13 protein-coding genes are annotated in these 15113 nt (G+C 59.6%); 6 read left to right on the forward strand and 7 right to left on the reverse strand.

Annotation, left to right across the window (positions count from 1 at the left end):
• Nucleotides 1-261: 261 nt before the first annotated feature.
• Entirely contained in the window at nucleotides 262-486 is a 225-nt protein-coding gene (locus tag FCL40_RS16005; protein WP_136854308.1) for a hypothetical protein, read from the forward strand.
• On the opposite strand, the gene FCL40_RS16010 is transcribed toward FCL40_RS16005, so the two are convergent.
• Together FCL40_RS16010 and FCL40_RS16015 are read right to left on the reverse strand one after the other, a co-directional pair.
• On the reverse strand, nucleotides 473-1144 hold the full coding sequence (locus tag FCL40_RS16010) for an SDR family NAD(P)-dependent oxidoreductase (protein WP_136854309.1): 672 nt from the start codon (nucleotides 1142-1144) through the stop codon (nucleotides 473-475). The two genes, FCL40_RS16005 and FCL40_RS16010, sit on opposite strands and share 14 nt — an antisense overlap.
• 12 nt (nucleotides 1145-1156) lie before the next feature.
• Entirely contained in the window at nucleotides 1157-1789 is a 633-nt protein-coding gene (locus tag FCL40_RS16015; protein ID WP_136854310.1) for a YchE family NAAT transporter, read from the reverse strand.
• A gap of 296 nt (nucleotides 1790-2085) precedes the next feature.
• On the opposite strand from FCL40_RS16015, the gene adhE reads away from it, so the two are divergent.
• Nucleotides 2086-4692, forward strand: coding sequence for a bifunctional acetaldehyde-CoA/alcohol dehydrogenase (adhE, locus tag FCL40_RS16020; RefSeq protein WP_136854311.1), 2607 nt, complete (start codon nucleotides 2086-2088; stop codon nucleotides 4690-4692).
• Nucleotides 4693-4902: 210 nt separating this feature from the next.
• Complete coding sequence (locus tag FCL40_RS16025; RefSeq protein WP_136854312.1) at nucleotides 4903-6741, forward strand: putative bifunctional diguanylate cyclase/phosphodiesterase; 1839 nt, start codon at nucleotides 4903-4905, stop codon at nucleotides 6739-6741.
• On the opposite strand, the gene FCL40_RS16030 is transcribed toward FCL40_RS16025, so the two are convergent.
• Together FCL40_RS16030 and FCL40_RS16035 are read right to left on the reverse strand one after the other, a co-directional pair.
• Entirely contained in the window at nucleotides 6716-8002 is a 1287-nt protein-coding gene (locus FCL40_RS16030) for an alpha/beta fold hydrolase (RefSeq protein ID WP_136854313.1), read from the reverse strand. The genes FCL40_RS16025 and FCL40_RS16030 overlap by 26 nt on opposite strands.
• A 40-nt stretch (nucleotides 8003-8042) precedes the next feature.
• A complete protein-coding gene (locus FCL40_RS16035) occupies nucleotides 8043-8432 on the reverse strand; it encodes a VOC family protein (protein ID WP_136854314.1) in 390 nt (129 codons plus the stop codon).
• Between the two features lie 218 nt (nucleotides 8433-8650).
• Here FCL40_RS16035 and FCL40_RS16040 point away from each other — a divergent pair, with 218 nt between their 5' ends.
• From FCL40_RS16040 to FCL40_RS16050, 3 genes are read left to right on the forward strand one after another with little or no spacing between them, the layout of a single operon-like run.
• Nucleotides 8651-9307, forward strand: coding sequence for an ABC transporter ATP-binding protein (locus FCL40_RS16040; RefSeq protein ID WP_136854315.1), 657 nt, complete (start codon nucleotides 8651-8653; stop codon nucleotides 9305-9307).
• On the forward strand, nucleotides 9300-11714 hold the full coding sequence (locus FCL40_RS16045) for an ABC transporter permease (RefSeq protein ID WP_136854316.1): 2415 nt from the start codon (nucleotides 9300-9302) through the stop codon (nucleotides 11712-11714). The genes FCL40_RS16040 and FCL40_RS16045 overlap by 8 nt, the downstream gene beginning before the upstream one ends.
• Entirely contained in the window at nucleotides 11714-12772 is a 1059-nt protein-coding gene (locus tag FCL40_RS16050) for a lipocalin-like domain-containing protein (RefSeq protein ID WP_229360361.1), read from the forward strand. Before FCL40_RS16045 ends, FCL40_RS16050 begins: the two co-directional genes overlap by 1 nt.
• A 696-nt stretch (nucleotides 12773-13468) precedes the next feature.
• On the opposite strand, the gene FCL40_RS16055 is transcribed toward FCL40_RS16050, so the two are convergent.
• From FCL40_RS16055 to FCL40_RS18925, 3 genes are all read right to left on the reverse strand, one after another.
• Nucleotides 13469-14002 carry a hypothetical protein gene (locus tag FCL40_RS16055; RefSeq protein ID WP_136854318.1) on the reverse strand — a complete coding sequence of 178 codons (534 nt, stop codon included), beginning with the start codon at nucleotides 14000-14002 and terminating at the stop codon, nucleotides 13469-13471.
• Between the two features lie 66 nt (nucleotides 14003-14068).
• Entirely contained in the window at nucleotides 14069-14881 is an 813-nt protein-coding gene (locus FCL40_RS16060; protein WP_229360360.1) for a hypothetical protein, read from the reverse strand.
• Nucleotides 14882-15019: 138 nt separating this feature from the next.
• On the reverse strand, nucleotides 15020-15103 hold the full coding sequence (locus FCL40_RS18925) for a hypothetical protein (RefSeq protein WP_407644149.1): 84 nt from the start codon (nucleotides 15101-15103) through the stop codon (nucleotides 15020-15022).
• Nucleotides 15104-15113: the final 10 nt, after the last annotated feature.

Consider the following 15113-nt stretch of genomic DNA (forward strand, 5'->3'; position numbering starts at 1 on the left):
AAACCTCCATCGGCCCGGCTGGAACTCCCTCTCTCAGCTCAGGGGTAGAATTTTTAAAACCGATGAAAAAATAGACCAAGCACCACGGCAATGACGTGATCTCTTTCACCCTTTTCGAGGTCCGAGGAGCGCAAAGGGCACCAATTGAGGAAATTTTCGACTGGATCACGGGCTAATCCCATTTTTTTTATGGGGAAATACTCCCAGGCACCGCGGTTTTTGGGTATAAATGAGTAAGGTCATCGAGACCAGGAGGCGCAGATGGAGTGGCGTTTATTCACCGCATTGGCGGTATTGATCATCGGCAACGGCTACTGGGCGTTGCGCTACTATCAAGCCAGGCACCAGACCGGCTGGGATGAGAATCGGCGGGTCGCCGAGATGGAGAGCCTGCAGGATCATTGGCTGCAGTTCTCCACCGTGGCGATCATCCTGATTATGCTGCTGGCGCCCCTTGCCCGGCAGGCACTGCTCAGCGGCGGATAAGGGTCAGCTCTGAGATGTAGCCGTGTTCAGAGGCGATCAGCCCCTGGGCCAGCATGGCTGCGGCCTCCATGGCACTCATGAAACCGCTGGCGTCCACATGGCTGTCACACCCCTGCTGGCGCCAGAAGGGGGTGTCCATCCCCCCCGGATAGACCCCCACCAGGGTCATCGCCGCCCCCTTGAGTTCGGCGCGGAGCGACTCCACCAACCCCTTGACACCCCACTTCACCGCACAGTAGACCGCCTCGTTGGCCTTGCCTTTCTGCGCGGCAGTCGAGGCCACCATCACCAGTTGCACCGCCTGCTCCGCATACCTGGCCACCGCCTCCTTGGCCACCAGGGCCGCGGTCAGCAGATTGTTGTCCATCAGCCGGCGGATCCTGGACTCGTCAAACTGGGACAGGGCGCCGAAATCGCCGCTGCCGGCGCAGTGGATGATCTTCTCAGGCACCTGGGGCAACTCGTCGAACAAACCCGCCACCTGCACCTCACAGGTGAGATCCGCCGGATGGCAGATCACCTCGCCAGCCAAGGAGGCGGCCACCGCCTCCAGTTTGGCGCCGCTGCGACCCACCAACACCAGAGACTCCCCCTGCGCGCTGTAGAGTTGCGCCAGGGCCGCCCCCAGACCGCTGCCCGCTCCGGTGATCAGAATCATTGGCTCTCCTTACTATTGGCCCAGTGCCGGAAACAGGGTCTTCATGCCGGCGGCGATCACCTCGATGCCAATGGACATCATCAGCAGACCCATAATACGGGTGATCACGTTGATGCCGGTCTGTCCCAGCACCTTAAAGATAACCGGTGCGGTACGAAACACCACCCAGCTCACCAAGCCGAAGATCACGATGCAAGCCCCCATGCCCAGCATCGACTGCAGATCCCGGTGTTGAGACGCAAACACAATCACCGAACTGATGGCGCCCGGTCCCGCCATCAGCGGCAGCGCCAGGGGCACCACGGCAACCGATTCCATGGCTGCGGCCTCCCGCCCCTCCTCCTTGTTGTGCTTCACCTCACCCAGCTTACCCTGCAACATCGACATGGCGATGAAGGTGATCAGCACGCCACCGGCGATGCGAAACGCCGGAATAGAGATGCTGAACAGGTTGAGGATCATCTGGCCGGCGACCAGGGTCACCAGCAGGATGATCACCACCGACAAGTTGGCTACCCTGGCGGTCGCCAGTCGCTCCTGCTCGGTCTGGTGACTGGTGAGAGAAACAAACACCGGCAACAGGCCGATGGGGTTGATGATCGCCACCAGGCCGAGGAAAAATTGCAACAGCAGATAGAAGTCCACTTAGGGTTCACGCCTCAAAAATTGAGCCAAAAAGGAAGGGGGATACTCTAGAGAAATCCGCCGCTTGGGAAAAGTGAATTTTTCCTCGATTCCGCCCATAAATTCATTATATTTTCTAATGCTCAATGTAACTAAGCAACAGTCAATTTCCCTCAAACGTGAAGCAGTTAACGGTTTGCCGCCAGCTTTGATGTAATTTTATTACATCAGCAGAGAGCATTTTTCCTGAACCGCGTTCCGCCACCTATACTGACTGCGTTCAGAGGAAAGTGTTTTTAAATTTGAGGACAGTTTAGATGACTGACAAGTCCATTGCCGAACTGAACGCCCTGATCACCAGGGTGAAAGCGGCACAGCAAAAATTTGCCAGTTACAGCCAGGAACAGGTGGACGCGATCTTCCGCGCGGCGGCCCTGGCCGCCGCCGACGCCCGAATTCCCCTGGCCCGCCAGGCTGTAGAGGAGACCGGTATGGGCGTGCTGGAGGACAAGGTGATTAAAAACCACTTTGCCTCAGAGTACATCTACAACAAGTACAAAGACGACAAGACCTGCGGCATCCTGGAGGAGGATGAGACCGGCGGCACCATCACCATCGCCGAGCCCGTCGGCCTGATCTGCGGCATCGTGCCCACCACCAACCCCACCTCCACTGCGGTGTTCAAGGCGTTGATCGCCCTGAAGACCCGCAATGGCATCCTGTTCTCGCCCCACCCACGGGCCAAGAACGCCACCAACGCCGCCGCCAAGCTGGTGCTGGACGCGGCGGTGGCCGCCGGCGCCCCTGAAGATATCATCGGCTGGATCGACACCCCCTCGGTGGCCCTGTCCAACCACCTGATGACCCACCCGGAGATCAACCTGATCCTGGCCACCGGCGGCCCGGGCATGGTCAAAGCCGCCTACAGCTCCGGCAAGCCCGCCATCGGCGTCGGCGCCGGCAACACCCCGGTGGTGATCGACGAAACCGCCGACATCAAGCGCGCCGTCAGCTCCATCCTGATGTCCAAGACCTTCGACAATGGCGTGGTGTGCGCCTCGGAGCAGTCGGTAATCGTGGTGGACAGCATCTACGACGAGGTGCGCGATCGCTTCGCCAGCCATGGCGGTTACCTGCTGAACAAGAGCGAAACCGCCAAGGTGCGCAAGGTTCTGCTGGTCAATGGCAATCTCAATGCGGATATCGTCGGCCAGCCGGCGACCAGGATCGCCGAGATGGCCGGCATCAAGGTGCCCTCCTGGACCAAGGTGCTGGTGGGCGAAGTCGCCAAGACCAGCATCGACGAGGCCTTTGCCCACGAGAAGCTCTCCCCCACCCTGGCAATGTACCGTGCCGGTGACTTTGAAGACGCCGTCACCAAGGCGGAGGAGCTGGTGGCCCTGGGGGGCATCGGTCACACCTCGGCCCTCTATACCGATCAGGACCTGCAGGCGGAGCGCATCCGCCTGTTCGGCCAGCGGATGAAGACCGCCCGCATCCTGATCAATACCCCCGCTTCCCAGGGGGGGATCGGTGATCTGTACAACTTCAAGCTGGCCCCCTCCCTGACCCTGGGCTGCGGCTCCTGGGGCGGTAACTCCATCTCAGAGAACGTCGGTCCCCAGCACCTGATTAACAAGAAAACCGTAGCCAAGCGAGCCGAGAATATGTTGTGGCACAAACTGCCCAAGTCCATCTACTTCCGTCGCGGTGCCCTGCCGGTGGCCCTGGAGGAGCTGAGCGGTCACAGGCGCGCCTGCATCGTCACCGACCGCTTCCTGTTCAACAACGGCTACTGCGATGAGACCATCCGCATCCTCAAGGGGCAGGGGCTGGAAGTGGAGGTGTTCTACGAGGTGGAGGCCGACCCCACCCTGCAGGTGGTGAAGAAGGGGGCCGAGATGCTGCACAGCTTCAAGCCCGACGTGATCCTCGCCCTGGGGGGGGGCTCGCCAATGGATGCCGCCAAGATCATGTGGGTGATGTACGAGCACCCGGAGGTGGACTTCGCCGAGCTGGCGCTGCGCTTCATGGACATCCGCAAGCGCATCTACCGCTTCCCCAAGATGGGCACCAAGGCGCAGATGGTGGCGATCCCCACCACCTCCGGCACCGGCTCCGAGGTCACCCCCTTCGCGGTGGTCACCGACGAGCGCACCGGCACCAAGTACCCCATCGCCGACTATGAGCTGACCCCCAACATGGCCATCGTCGACGCCAACCTGGTGATGAACATGCCCAAGTCGCTGACCGCCTTCGGCGGCATCGACGCGGTGACCCACGCCCTGGAAGCCTATGTGTCGGTGATGGCCAACGAGTACTCCGATGGCCAGGCCCTCCAGGCCCTGGACCTGCTGTTCAAGCACCTGCCCGACAGCTACACCGGCGGTGCCGGTGCGCCCAAGGCCAAGGAGAAGGTGCACAACGCCGCCACCATTGCCGGCATCGCCTTTGCCAACGCCTTCCTGGGGATCTGTCACTCCATGGCCCACAAGATCGGCGCCGAGTTCCACCTGCCCCACGGCTTGGCCAACGCCCTGCTGATCACCAACGTGATGCGCTTCAACGGCACGGATCTGCCCACCAAGCAGACCGCCTTCAGCCAGTACGACCGGCCCCAGGCTCTGTGCCGTTACGCCGCCATCGCCGATCACCTGCGCCTGGGCGGTGACAGCGACCGGGAGAAGCTGGAGCGGCTGATCGCCAAGGTCGAGGAGCTCAAGGCGGTGCTGGATATTCCCGCCTCGATCCAGGCCGCCGGCGTGGATGAGAAGCGGTTCCTGGCCAAGCTGGACGAGGTCGCCGAGGAGGCGTTCGATGACCAGTGCACCGGCGCCAACCCCCGCTACCCGCTGATCAGCGAGCTGAAGCAGCTGCTGCTGGACAGCTACTATGGCCGCCCCTACCAGGACGCCCACGAGTAACGGGTTCCGCGCCGGGGGGGGTCGCCTGCGGGCGGCTCCCTCTCTCCGGGAGGCGCCCTCCCTACCCCGGCCAAGCTCACAAAATCAGATGTATCTAATACAAAGGTGAGTTAAGAGGCGCACACTATTGAATCAAACATTTGTTAGTACCACTGACTTCGTCACAACCAGCTGTTACCATTCAGCAAATTTTTTTCTTTCTGCCAGTTGATGCACCTATATCAGCCCTACTCTCCAACAGTTGTCCAGAGCCTGCACTGGGTCAGCCTGGCCGCCGCCGTCGGCTTCGGGCTGTTTCACCTGGTGACCGGTTTTAGCCCGCTGGTAGGCTGGCTGGAGATCATCGCCGCCCCCTTCCTGCTGTTCTCCCTGGTTCGGTCGCATCGCAGCGGCGAGTTGGATCGCCGGGCGCTGCTGGCGTTTACCCTGATCATGATGATGGCCCTGGTCATCTTCACCCGCGACCACGGCTTCAGCGGCCTGGCGTTCGTCTTCCCCGTGGTGGCGGGGCTGTTCTACCTGATGTCCATCTTCGCCGCCGGCCTGCTCGGGGGCGCCTTTACCCTGCTGATGTTTGCCGTGGGCGCCCACAGCGTCGATGGCGACATGCTGCTGCGCTTCGGCGTCTCGGTGCTGATCACCTACTGCTTTATCTGGTTCCTGGTCCTGGGTCAGGCTCAGAGCCTGACCCGGCTGAACCGCTCCTATTTGACCGACCCCTTGACCGGACTGGCCAACCGCAGGGCGATGGACAAGTGGCTGACCGGCCACCCTGCGGCGGCACCGCTGTGCCTGTTTCAACTCAATATTCACCAGTTCAAGAGCATCAATCAGCGCTATGGCCGAGCCACCGGCGACGCCCTGTTGCAGCAGTTGGCCCACCGGCTGAAGACGCTGCCGCAGCAGCTGGGCACCGAAGCACTCATCGGCCAGGGCGACGCCCTGCTGGCGCGCACCTCCGGCGACGAATTCGTGCTGGGCCTGCCCATCGGCGCTGGTCACTGCCGCAGGAGCGTCGCCGACGCCATTCACCAGAGACTCACCGGGACCTATCAGGTGTTCGACCACCAGCTGATGCTGTCCCTGACCCTGGGCTACTCCCGCAGTGATGACGCCTCGGCATCGGACAAGTTGCAGCAGGCCAACATGGCAACCATCCAGGGCAAAGCCACCCAACCTGGGCTCTGTTATGAGTTCAGCCAGGCGCTGGCCCAGGAGATGGAGCAGGAAGCGGAGATCCTGCAGGGGCTGAAGCGCGCCATCAACCTGGGCGCGTTCGAACTGAAGTACATGCCGATCCACGGACTGGCCACGCCCTGGTGCTCCGGTGCCGAAGTACTGGTGCGCAGCACCCTGCCGGAGCTGGCCGGCATTGGCCCCGACCGGTTCATCCCGGTAGCGGAGAAGTATGGGCTGATCTATGAGCTGGACCTGTGGATCATCCAGCGCTGCTTCGCCGAGGTGCAGCTGCTGTCGGGGAGTCGCCCTGAGGAGAGTCGAGATCTTCGGCTGGCCCTGAACATCTCTTCCATGCAGCTCAACAACCCCAAACTGGCTTCCGCCATCCTCAGCCTGGCCTCCCGCTACGATATCGACCTGAATCGGATCGATCTGGAATTGACGGAAACCGCCCTGGTCAGCCACAGCGCTGAGGGGATGAAGATGCTCACCGAGCTGCGCGACAACGGCATCAAGGTGGTGCTGGATGACTTCGGCACCGGTTTTACCGCCTTCAGCCAGCTGCAGCACTACCCCATCGACCGGCTCAAGATCGACCGAAGCTTTGTCAGCCAGTTGGGGCTGCAAAACGCCGAGCAGACCCGCTCCCTGGTGGATGTGATCCTGAGGGTGGCCGCCATTTATGAGATCCCGGTCACCGCCGAGGGGGTGGAAACCCGCGAGCAGGAGGAGTACCTGATGAAGCGCGGTTGCCACCACTTCCAGGGGTATCTCTACAGCCCGCCGGTTCCCCTGAACCAACTGCTGGCCAGACGGCGCAGCCTGATGGCCGAGACTCTGGGCCTCAGCGCAGACGGCGCTGACGATTGAGGTCGATCAGCCGGTCGAGGATGCGATAGCCGTCCATCCGAATGCCGTTGTGCTCATACTCGGAGGTGCGCCAGGCGGTCAGGTTGGCCACCTGTTCGATGGTCTCCTCTGAGTAGGCCTGCTCCACGAACATGTCGCCGGTGTAGACCGCCGCCGCGGTGGGAACCGGGTTGCTCGCCAGCTGGCCCAGGTCATACAGGGGCGGCCACGCCTCATGCTCCGCCAGGCGCCGGGCCAGCGAGGCCATCGGCTTGAGCCCCTCAAACTGGTCAAACATCCAGGGGAAGATCATCTCCCCGGTGAACTTCAGCGGCCTGTCGGGCCGGTAGCCGAACTCCGGATACTCCTGGCGGATTCGGTGTGCCGCCCACCTGGAGGCCCGGCCCTGGTTGTAGATGGGCTCGTGCAACAGCGAAAAGATCGGGTTGGTGTCGTAGTCCAGCATCTGCATAACACCGTGGAGGAACAGCGGGTTCAGCGTCTCCCCACTGGGTCCCGGCAGCAGCGCCTGCTCCATCAGGTAGTAGAGGGCCTCCGGCCCCTCCTCCATCCCCAGGTGAATCCCCAGCAGCTGGAACCGCTCCACCGTCAGCCTGGCCCCGTCGGGCAGGCGTACCTCGTTGGCGCTCAGGTGGGCGGCGATGCGATCCGCCAGCGCCTGGGCCCCGGGGAAGCGGCTGAAGAAGGCCTGGTTCTTCTGTGCCACCCTCAGGAAGGTGGCCCGGTACACCTCGTCGGCGCTGCGCACCAGCGAGGGGATGCCACCGGTGATATAGGCTTCCTTCAGGCCGCGGTGCGCCGCACTCAGGTACCTGAGCACGCAGAATCCTCCGAAGCTCTGCCCGAGGATGCTCCAGGGTCTCTCCCCCAGCAGCTGACGACGAATCGCCTCCGCATCCCGGACGATGTTGTCGGCCCGGTGTTGGCACAGGTAATGGAACTGTCGGTCTGGGGAAAGAGGGGCAAGCGCGCCGGCGTGGATGGGGGAGGAGCGTCCGGTGCCGCGCTGATCCAGCAGCAGCACCCTGAACTCCTCCAGGGCCCGGTCCAGCCAGCCGCTGCGCCCCAGCGGCCTCAGGGCGCCAAAACCGGGTCCACCCTGGAAAAACACCAGCATCGGCAGGGACTCGCGCATCTTGTCGGCGGCCCACACCTCCCGGGCAAACACCTTGATGGCGGGTCCATCGGGATCGCTGTAATCCAGCGGCAGGCTGAACCAGTGCTCAGCGGTCTTGGCGCCGGCGAGGCGGGTCTCATTCATGGTCGATTCCTTTCAGATTCGGGTAGGACTGTTGGCGTCACTATACACCACGCCGCTGGGCATGGAGCGCCAGGCAGTTGCCTTCGCTGTCGAGGATCAGCGCCCGGAAGCCATAGGGGCCGAGGCTGTGCACCCCCTGAAGCACGGTGCCGCCCATATTGGTCACCTGCTCCACCGCCTCCCCGATGCGGCCATCCACATTCAGGTAGATCAGGATCCCCTGCTGACTGCTGACCCGGATCTCATCCACCACCAGGCAGCCGCCGTTGCCCAGCTCATGCTCCAGTACCGCGAAGCGCCTCCCCTCAACCTCGTCGAGGGTTACCCCGATCCCCAGCACCTTGGAGTAGAACGCCGCCGCCCGGTCGAGGTTCGCCACCGGAATGTCGAACCAGACCGCCCTGTTGTAGATGGTATTGAAATCACTCATCCGCTCTCTCCCTGTCGCGTCCTGTCATAGGGGGCCAGGCCCCGGGTCATAAGCCTTATTACCACATTTGCCGGACCGGGTGCAGAGTCGCGCCCTCCACGGGCCGAAAAGCATCCCTGGTGAAGCCGATGAATCCAACCGCCGCGCATCTGCGTAAATTGAATAAGAAGCAACTGATTATTTGCTATATTTTATCCAGAAGCAGTTCAGGAGGCCCGATGATTACCCTCAAGGATGTGGATCTGTTCCGAAAACAGGGACGGGCTCGCCGACAGATACTGCGACACTGCAATCTTAACCTGGACGCCGGCTGCCAGCTGGCGATCATGGGCGAGTCCGGCGCCGGCAAGTCGACCCTGCTGCACCTGATCGCCGGGCTCGAGCGCCCCGACGGCGGCAGCATCCAGGTAAACGGCCACCGGGTCGACCAACTGAGCCAGGAGCAACTCCCCCTCTACCGACGCCGCATCGGCCTGGTGTTTCAGCAGTTCAACCTGCTGCCCACCCTGACGGTGGCGGACAACATCCTGTTTCAGCACCGCCTGAACGAACTCGGCAACCCCGAAGAGGTGATGGATACCCTGGTGGTGCCCCTGGGCCTCGCCTCCCTGTGGAAGCTCTATCCCGATCAGCTCTCAGGGGGCGAGCAGCAGCGGGTCGCCATCGCCCGGGCCCTGGCCCACCACCCGCCCCTGGTACTGGCCGATGAACCCACCGGCAACCTGGACGAAGCCACCGGCGATGAGGTGATGGAGATCTTTACCCGGCTGTCCAGGGCGCTCAACCAGACCCTGATCCTGGTGACCCACAGTCCCAGAGTCGCACAAGTGCTGGGCAGGACACTGCACCTGAGACAGGGACAGCTTCATGACTGAGTGGCGCTTGGCGTTCGTTACCCTGTTGTCCCACTATCGCCGCCACCCCTGGCAGCTGCTGTTTCTGCTGTTGGGGATGGTGCTGGGGGCCAGCCTGCTGGTGGGGGTGGAGACCATCAACCAGGAAGCCAGGGTGCGCTATGCGGCCAGTAAAGCCCAGGCCTCCCGCGGTGAAGGCTGGCAGATTCAGCCTCATCAGAGAGAGGGATTCCTCGATCAGTCCCTCTGGGTACAACTGCGCCGCTCAGGCATTGAGGCCACACCCGTACTGGATATGCGCATGGTGGACGCAGGGGACAGGCCGCTTCTGGTCAGAGGGGTCGACCCCCTCGCCTATGTTGGCCAACTGGGTCGACCCACGGGCAGCACCGAAGCACGCGCCTGGGTGGACACCCGGGTCGCCGCCTCCCACGGCTGGCAACAGGGTGACAGCCTGGCGTTCAAAGGGGGTCAGACTCTGGGTCCACTGCAGCTGATTGCCGACCTGGGCCCCTGGATCCACACCGACATCGCCACCCTGTCCGAACTGGCCCAGAGCGGTACCCGGCTCAGCTATCTCAACCTGCCGGCACTCTCCGAGGCGCAACTGGATGCCATTCGCCGGGCCCTTCCTGAGCAGGCCCGACTGATCGCCCAGGGGGAATCCACCCAGTTCGGCCAGCTCTCCGCCTCCTTTCACCTCAACCTGACCGCGCTGGCACTGATGGCTCTGGCGGTCTCGCTGTTTCTGGCATTCAACGCCCTGAGGTTCAGCCTGACCCAGCGCAGCGAGCTGATGGCCCAGCTCAGGAGTCTGGGGATCAGCCAATCGGCACTGGTCAAGGCGGTGATCAGCGAACTGCTGCTGGTGGGGCTGGTGGCCATTCCCATCAGTGCCCTGGCGGGCAGCCAGTTCGCCCGGGCCTGGATGCCGCAGGTGCAGATGACCCTTTCCTCCCTCTACGGCTTCAACGGACTGCTGAGCGTGCAGAGCCTGCTGCTGCCACTGGGTCTGGCGACGCTGGTGATCCTGGGGGCCATCGTCATGGTGCTGGGCTCGCTGCTGCTGGACCCCAGAGTGGCGATCTCACTGGGGTTTCGCTCCCGACAACAACGACAACAGACTCAAAGCCTGGGGCTGATGGCCCTGGGGCTGATGCTGCTGCTGCTGGTGGCGGTTGGTGCCACCCAGGTTACCACCACCGGCATGGCCCTGGCCCTGTGTGGCCTGTTGCTGGTGGCCGGTGCGGCGTTAACGCCTCAGTGGCTGCAGCTGTGCTGCCGCGCCATGGTCCGATTCAGACTGAAATCGGCCCTGGGAGAGTGGGCCCTGACCGACCTGGATCAACAACAGCGCACCACCCGGGTGGCCATGATCGCGGTGATGCTGGCCTTGGCGGCCGCGGTTGGGATGCGGATGGTAGTGGGCAGCTTCGAGCTGGCCCTGGAGGGCTACCTGAAACAGAGGATCAGCGCCGACCTCTACCTGAGAACCGGCGGAGACGATGACGCCCTGTGGATGTCACGCCTGAGCGCCCTGCCCGGCATAGACACCGTTACACCGTTTCGTCACCAGCGAGCCCGCATCGGCGGTCAACCCGGCAGCATCGCCAGTCTCGGCGACAGCGCCGAGCACTACCTGCACCTGCCCATTAAAGTGGCCAGCGACGACTGGAACCGCAAGCTGTTCGATGGCGGCTGCCTGATCAACGAGCGCACCCAACTGATGGCCGAGCTGTCGCTGGGACAGACCATCCCCATTGAGGATACCGGCCAGCCGGCCTTCGACTGTACCCTGGTTGGGGTCTACTACGACTATGGCAACCTGAGGGCCCAAGCCTTCATCAGCCCACAACTGATGCAGGCCAGGCTGGGCGAGGTCCCCCTGGCAGGGTACAGCCTGGAGGTGGGCGAAGGGCAGAGGCAACAGGTGTATCACTCTCTGCTGGAGTGGCTATCGCCAGCTCAGCTCATTCAGCGGGAACGGATCCGCAACCTGGCCACCACCATGTTTCACCAGACCTTTGCGGTGACCACCGCCCTGAACCTGCTGACCCTGATGGTGGCGGCGGTAGGCCTGTTTGCCTCCCTCTCCTCGGTGGAGCACCACCGGCTGAGTCAGCTGGCCACACTGCTGGCCCTGGGCATCACCCGACGGCAGCTGCTGCTGGCTCAACTGGCACAGCTGGGGGTCATTGCCCTGTTTGCCCTGATCCTGGCGCTGCCGCTGGGGATGGCGCTGGGCCACCTGCTGCTGGATCTGGTCAACCGTGTTGCCTTCGGCTGGACCATGCCGGTGCACTACCTGATGGAGGACTGGCCCGCACTGCTGGGAAGCCTGTTGCTGGCCCTGCTGCTCGCCGCCCTCTGGCCCCTGTGGCGGCTGTCCAAGGCCCCGGTGAGCCAGCTGATGAAGGGGGGTGAGTGATGCGCTGGATCCCCATATTGCTGCTGCTCTGGGGCTGCAGCCCCAAACCGACACCCGAACAGGCTCAGGGGATCACCTGGCAACAGAACGTTGCCGATGGCGCCGCCAAGGTCACCCCGGGCACCGCCATCGAGTTTCCCAGGGACCATGGCGCCCACCCGGAATATGGCCTGGAATGGTGGTACCTCACCGCCAACCTGACTGACGAACAGGGAGAGCCGGTGGCGCTGCAATGGACCCTGTTCCGCAGCCGAATCGGCCCGCAGCGGGACAACCCCTGGGACGATGGCCAACTGTGGTTTGCCCACCTGGCCATCGAGGCCGATGGCCGGCACCACGCCCTGGAGCGCTGGGCCAGGGGGGGCAACGGCCAGGCCGGGGTGACGGCTCACCCCTTCAACGCCTGGATTGATCATTGGCAACTGACCGGCACCCGGGAGGGGTTTCTGCCCCTGACACTGACGGCCGACAGCGATCTGGGTGAGCTTTCTCTGACCCTGAGCGACAGCCCCATCGTCAAACATGGCATCAACGGATTCAGCCAGAAGACCCCGGATCTCGAGCACGCCTCCCTCTACTACAGCCTGCCCCACCTGAAAGCCTCGGGCACCCTGACCCAGGAGGGAAGAGGCCCACGCCAACTCCAAGGCCTGGCCTGGATGGACAGGGAGTGGTCCAGTGAGCTGATGGACACGGAGTACCTGGGCTGGGACTGGCTCTCTCTGCACCTGGACGATGGCCGCGCCCTGATGCTGTTCCGCATGCGCAGCCGTCAGGACAACCACTACTTTTCCGGCAGCCTCATCGATACGGTGGGCGGGGTCACCCCCATTCACAACGGGGAAATTCAATGGCGGGAGCTGGACCACGTGACCCTGGATGGCGCCAGCTACCCGGTGGCCTGGCAGTTGGAGATCCCCAACCATGGATTGTTCGGCAGCATCGAGACCCGCAGCCGCGATCAACGCAACCAACTGTCCATCCCCTACTGGGAGGGGCCGGTCACCGCCGACGGCAGCATCCAAGGAGAGGGGTTTATCGAGATGACGGGGTACTAGCCGTAAAACGGGCCAGCTCATTCCCTGAGCCGGTATGGTGCTGAAGGCGATAAAAGCGGCAGCCTGAGGGCTCTTGTTGGCCACATAGCAGTCATTGGCGAGAGCAATGCAAGGGCTTTTAAATCCTATGTTTTGTATTTATAAACAAAAGCTTAAACATAACACTCGCGATTTTGAACGAAAAAATCGAAAAACATGGGGATAATCAAAACGTTGTTTCCGCTTCCCTGCCCTCGTAATCAGCCGACTTACCCTGGCGACCGCAGCACATACCAAACTACAACAGCTAAAGACATACACTGGGCAACAACTAAAACCAACAAACTGTCTGTGCCTATAGTCGGGTTAAGGTGACTGTCAGACACCACACCGTAAAGCAGAGTTAAGTGAAATAGAACTGCAAAGCAACCACCAAACATGATCATACGCATTCCCTCGCATATCGGCATGCAAGAACCTGATTCCGTTCAGGTCTCCTTCCCGCCTCGCCTTTAACTATCTATAGCGCCATTTTTCCAATCAGTACAGATAGTTATCACTAGTGACATCAACTCCAGTTCGAATGATTAGCCTCTGCCTCAACCAAACCCGTTCCAAAGGGCGCTTCACACCACATTGCGGTCGTTAAGGAACTTGGGGTGTAACACTGTACTCAGGGTCAAACTGAAGCGTAGGTTTGTCCCTAGCAGCACTTGGCTATGCCCTTTTTTCAATTTCTGATATATATTCAGTTTCAAATAATTCCCAAAGGCTAAGAAAGTTATCAAGTGTTGGAAATCTATCTCTATCTGCAAGCGTTCTATGCACACCACCTTCGTTTTCACGCACAATATGCTTCTCTTTCACCACGTCATGATAGTTGTTCCACTGCCCCTCTTTCTTGGGCACAGGATATCTCCCGCCCCATACAATAAGCTCAGATAGTAGTTCAAGGGTACACTCTTGATTCTTAGCTATCTTTAGCCCAACCAGTGTGCATAAATCGTTTAAACGATGATTAGTCCCATAATTCTTTGATTTTGCGACAGCTATAGATTTCAATATCAACTCTAACGCTATACCAGAATTGTAGTAATATGGAAATGGTGGAGAATATTCGTCGGATTTTGCAATCAATATTGCTGCATCTTTGAAATCAACAGCCCTCTTCATCCAGTTTTCAGGATCTGTCCCAATTTTGGAAAAAGTAAACTCAGCAATCTCTCGAACTTCATTTTTTTTAAAGCTCATAACTCATCTCTCATAGGGCATAACGGCTAAATCAAGTGCACCGTAGGAGTTAGGTGGATTTATTTGTTAGCCGCTTATTGGCCCGTTTGCATTACCGGTTTTTCTATATGTTCTTCTTTTTATGCTAAGCGGTTCATCCAGTAATGCTTGAATTGGCATTATGTGGCTTATATCAGATATGTCGCCGATGTTAAACTCAAGCGCACCACCTGTATTTAAACAATTGTCTTCAGCACCAAATGCGACCCTATACTCAAGTTGCCAAGAATACTTTTCATCTTTTATAAATAATCCAATTGGCCCAGAGTATTTTTCAAGTTGTTCATATTTTACGAGACCACAACCACTATTAAAAAGCTTGGATCCAAAGAGGTTTTTATTGTTGCTAATTGCAACTGATATTCTTTCGCCAAACTCCCTTGGTTCGGTAATGATCAGTATATGAGATCCAAATTCTAAAAATCTTGGGTCAAAATGTACTTTATCATCCACTTCTCCGGGCATGCGACCATTCTCATCATCAGATAGTGCTCCCATACAGAAAATCATTGTATTCTTGGGTCTTGGGAAATCTGCCGTGAGTATTGCATCAGAGCCTAAATCGATTTCTTTTCCATCGCCAACTCTTAGCGAAATTGTAGAGAAGAATTTATCGTTCGATCCTGCTCTTAGAATTCCAAATATCTTTTCTTTCTCATCGACTCTAAGAGCAATATTTTCTTCGTCTTCTAGCGTTGAGAAATACTCAAGACTATTCATGTAAAGAAGGCCTTTTTGCATTTGCAACAAACGTTCAAATGAAGAGACTTTGAAAAGCAACCAAAAATCCTTTTTCGGATCTTCAGCTAAAAATGAATTGTTTTGTTTCTCTTTTTTCATATAGTTTCTCGAAACTCGATCGCTGGATGCGGTTAACGTCATTTTAAGCGGCAAAAAATTGTTGACTAAAATTGTGAACGGAATGAGACAGCCAACTGTTTTTTGTGATCCTGCCCCGATAAAGTGGACACGGGTTTGTTATACCGCCAGTTTCTCAAACTGCTGTGGACTTTGGTAGCCCAAGCTTGAGTGTAATCGACGGCGGTTATAGAACTGGTCAATGTAGTTAGCC

The sequence above is a fragment of the Ferrimonas sediminicola genome (assembly GCF_005116715.1).
GTDB classification, from domain to species: Bacteria; Pseudomonadota; Gammaproteobacteria; order Enterobacterales; family Shewanellaceae; genus Ferrimonas; species Ferrimonas sediminicola.

Bases quoted from the DNA above. Each gene is read 5' to 3' on its own strand.
- adhE (WP_136854311.1), top strand. From the start codon at position 2,086: ATGACTGACAAGTCCATTGCCGAACTGAACGCCCTGATCACCAGGGTG.
- FCL40_RS16025 (WP_136854312.1), top strand. From the start codon at position 4,903: ATGCACCTATATCAGCCCTACTCTCCAACAGTTGTCCAGAGCCTGCAC.
- FCL40_RS16030 (WP_136854313.1), bottom strand. From the start codon at position 8,002: ATGAATGAGACCCGCCTCGCCGGCGCCAAGACCGCTGAGCACTGGTTC.
- FCL40_RS16045 (WP_136854316.1), top strand. From the start codon at position 9,300: ATGACTGAGTGGCGCTTGGCGTTCGTTACCCTGTTGTCCCACTATCGC.
- FCL40_RS16035 (WP_136854314.1), bottom strand. From the start codon at position 8,432: ATGAGTGATTTCAATACCATCTACAACAGGGCGGTCTGGTTCGACATT.
- FCL40_RS16010 (WP_136854309.1), bottom strand. From the start codon at position 1,144: ATGATTCTGATCACCGGAGCGGGCAGCGGTCTGGGGGCGGCCCTGGCG.
- FCL40_RS16055 (WP_136854318.1), bottom strand. From the start codon at position 14,002: ATGAGCTTTAAAAAAAATGAAGTTCGAGAGATTGCTGAGTTTACTTTT.
- FCL40_RS16050 (WP_229360361.1), top strand. From the start codon at position 11,714: ATGCGCTGGATCCCCATATTGCTGCTGCTCTGGGGCTGCAGCCCCAAA.
- FCL40_RS16060 (WP_229360360.1), bottom strand. From the start codon at position 14,881: ATGAAAAAAGAGAAACAAAACAATTCATTTTTAGCTGAAGATCCGAAA.
- FCL40_RS16040 (WP_136854315.1), top strand. From the start codon at position 8,651: ATGATTACCCTCAAGGATGTGGATCTGTTCCGAAAACAGGGACGGGCT.
- FCL40_RS16005 (WP_136854308.1), top strand. From the start codon at position 262: ATGGAGTGGCGTTTATTCACCGCATTGGCGGTATTGATCATCGGCAAC.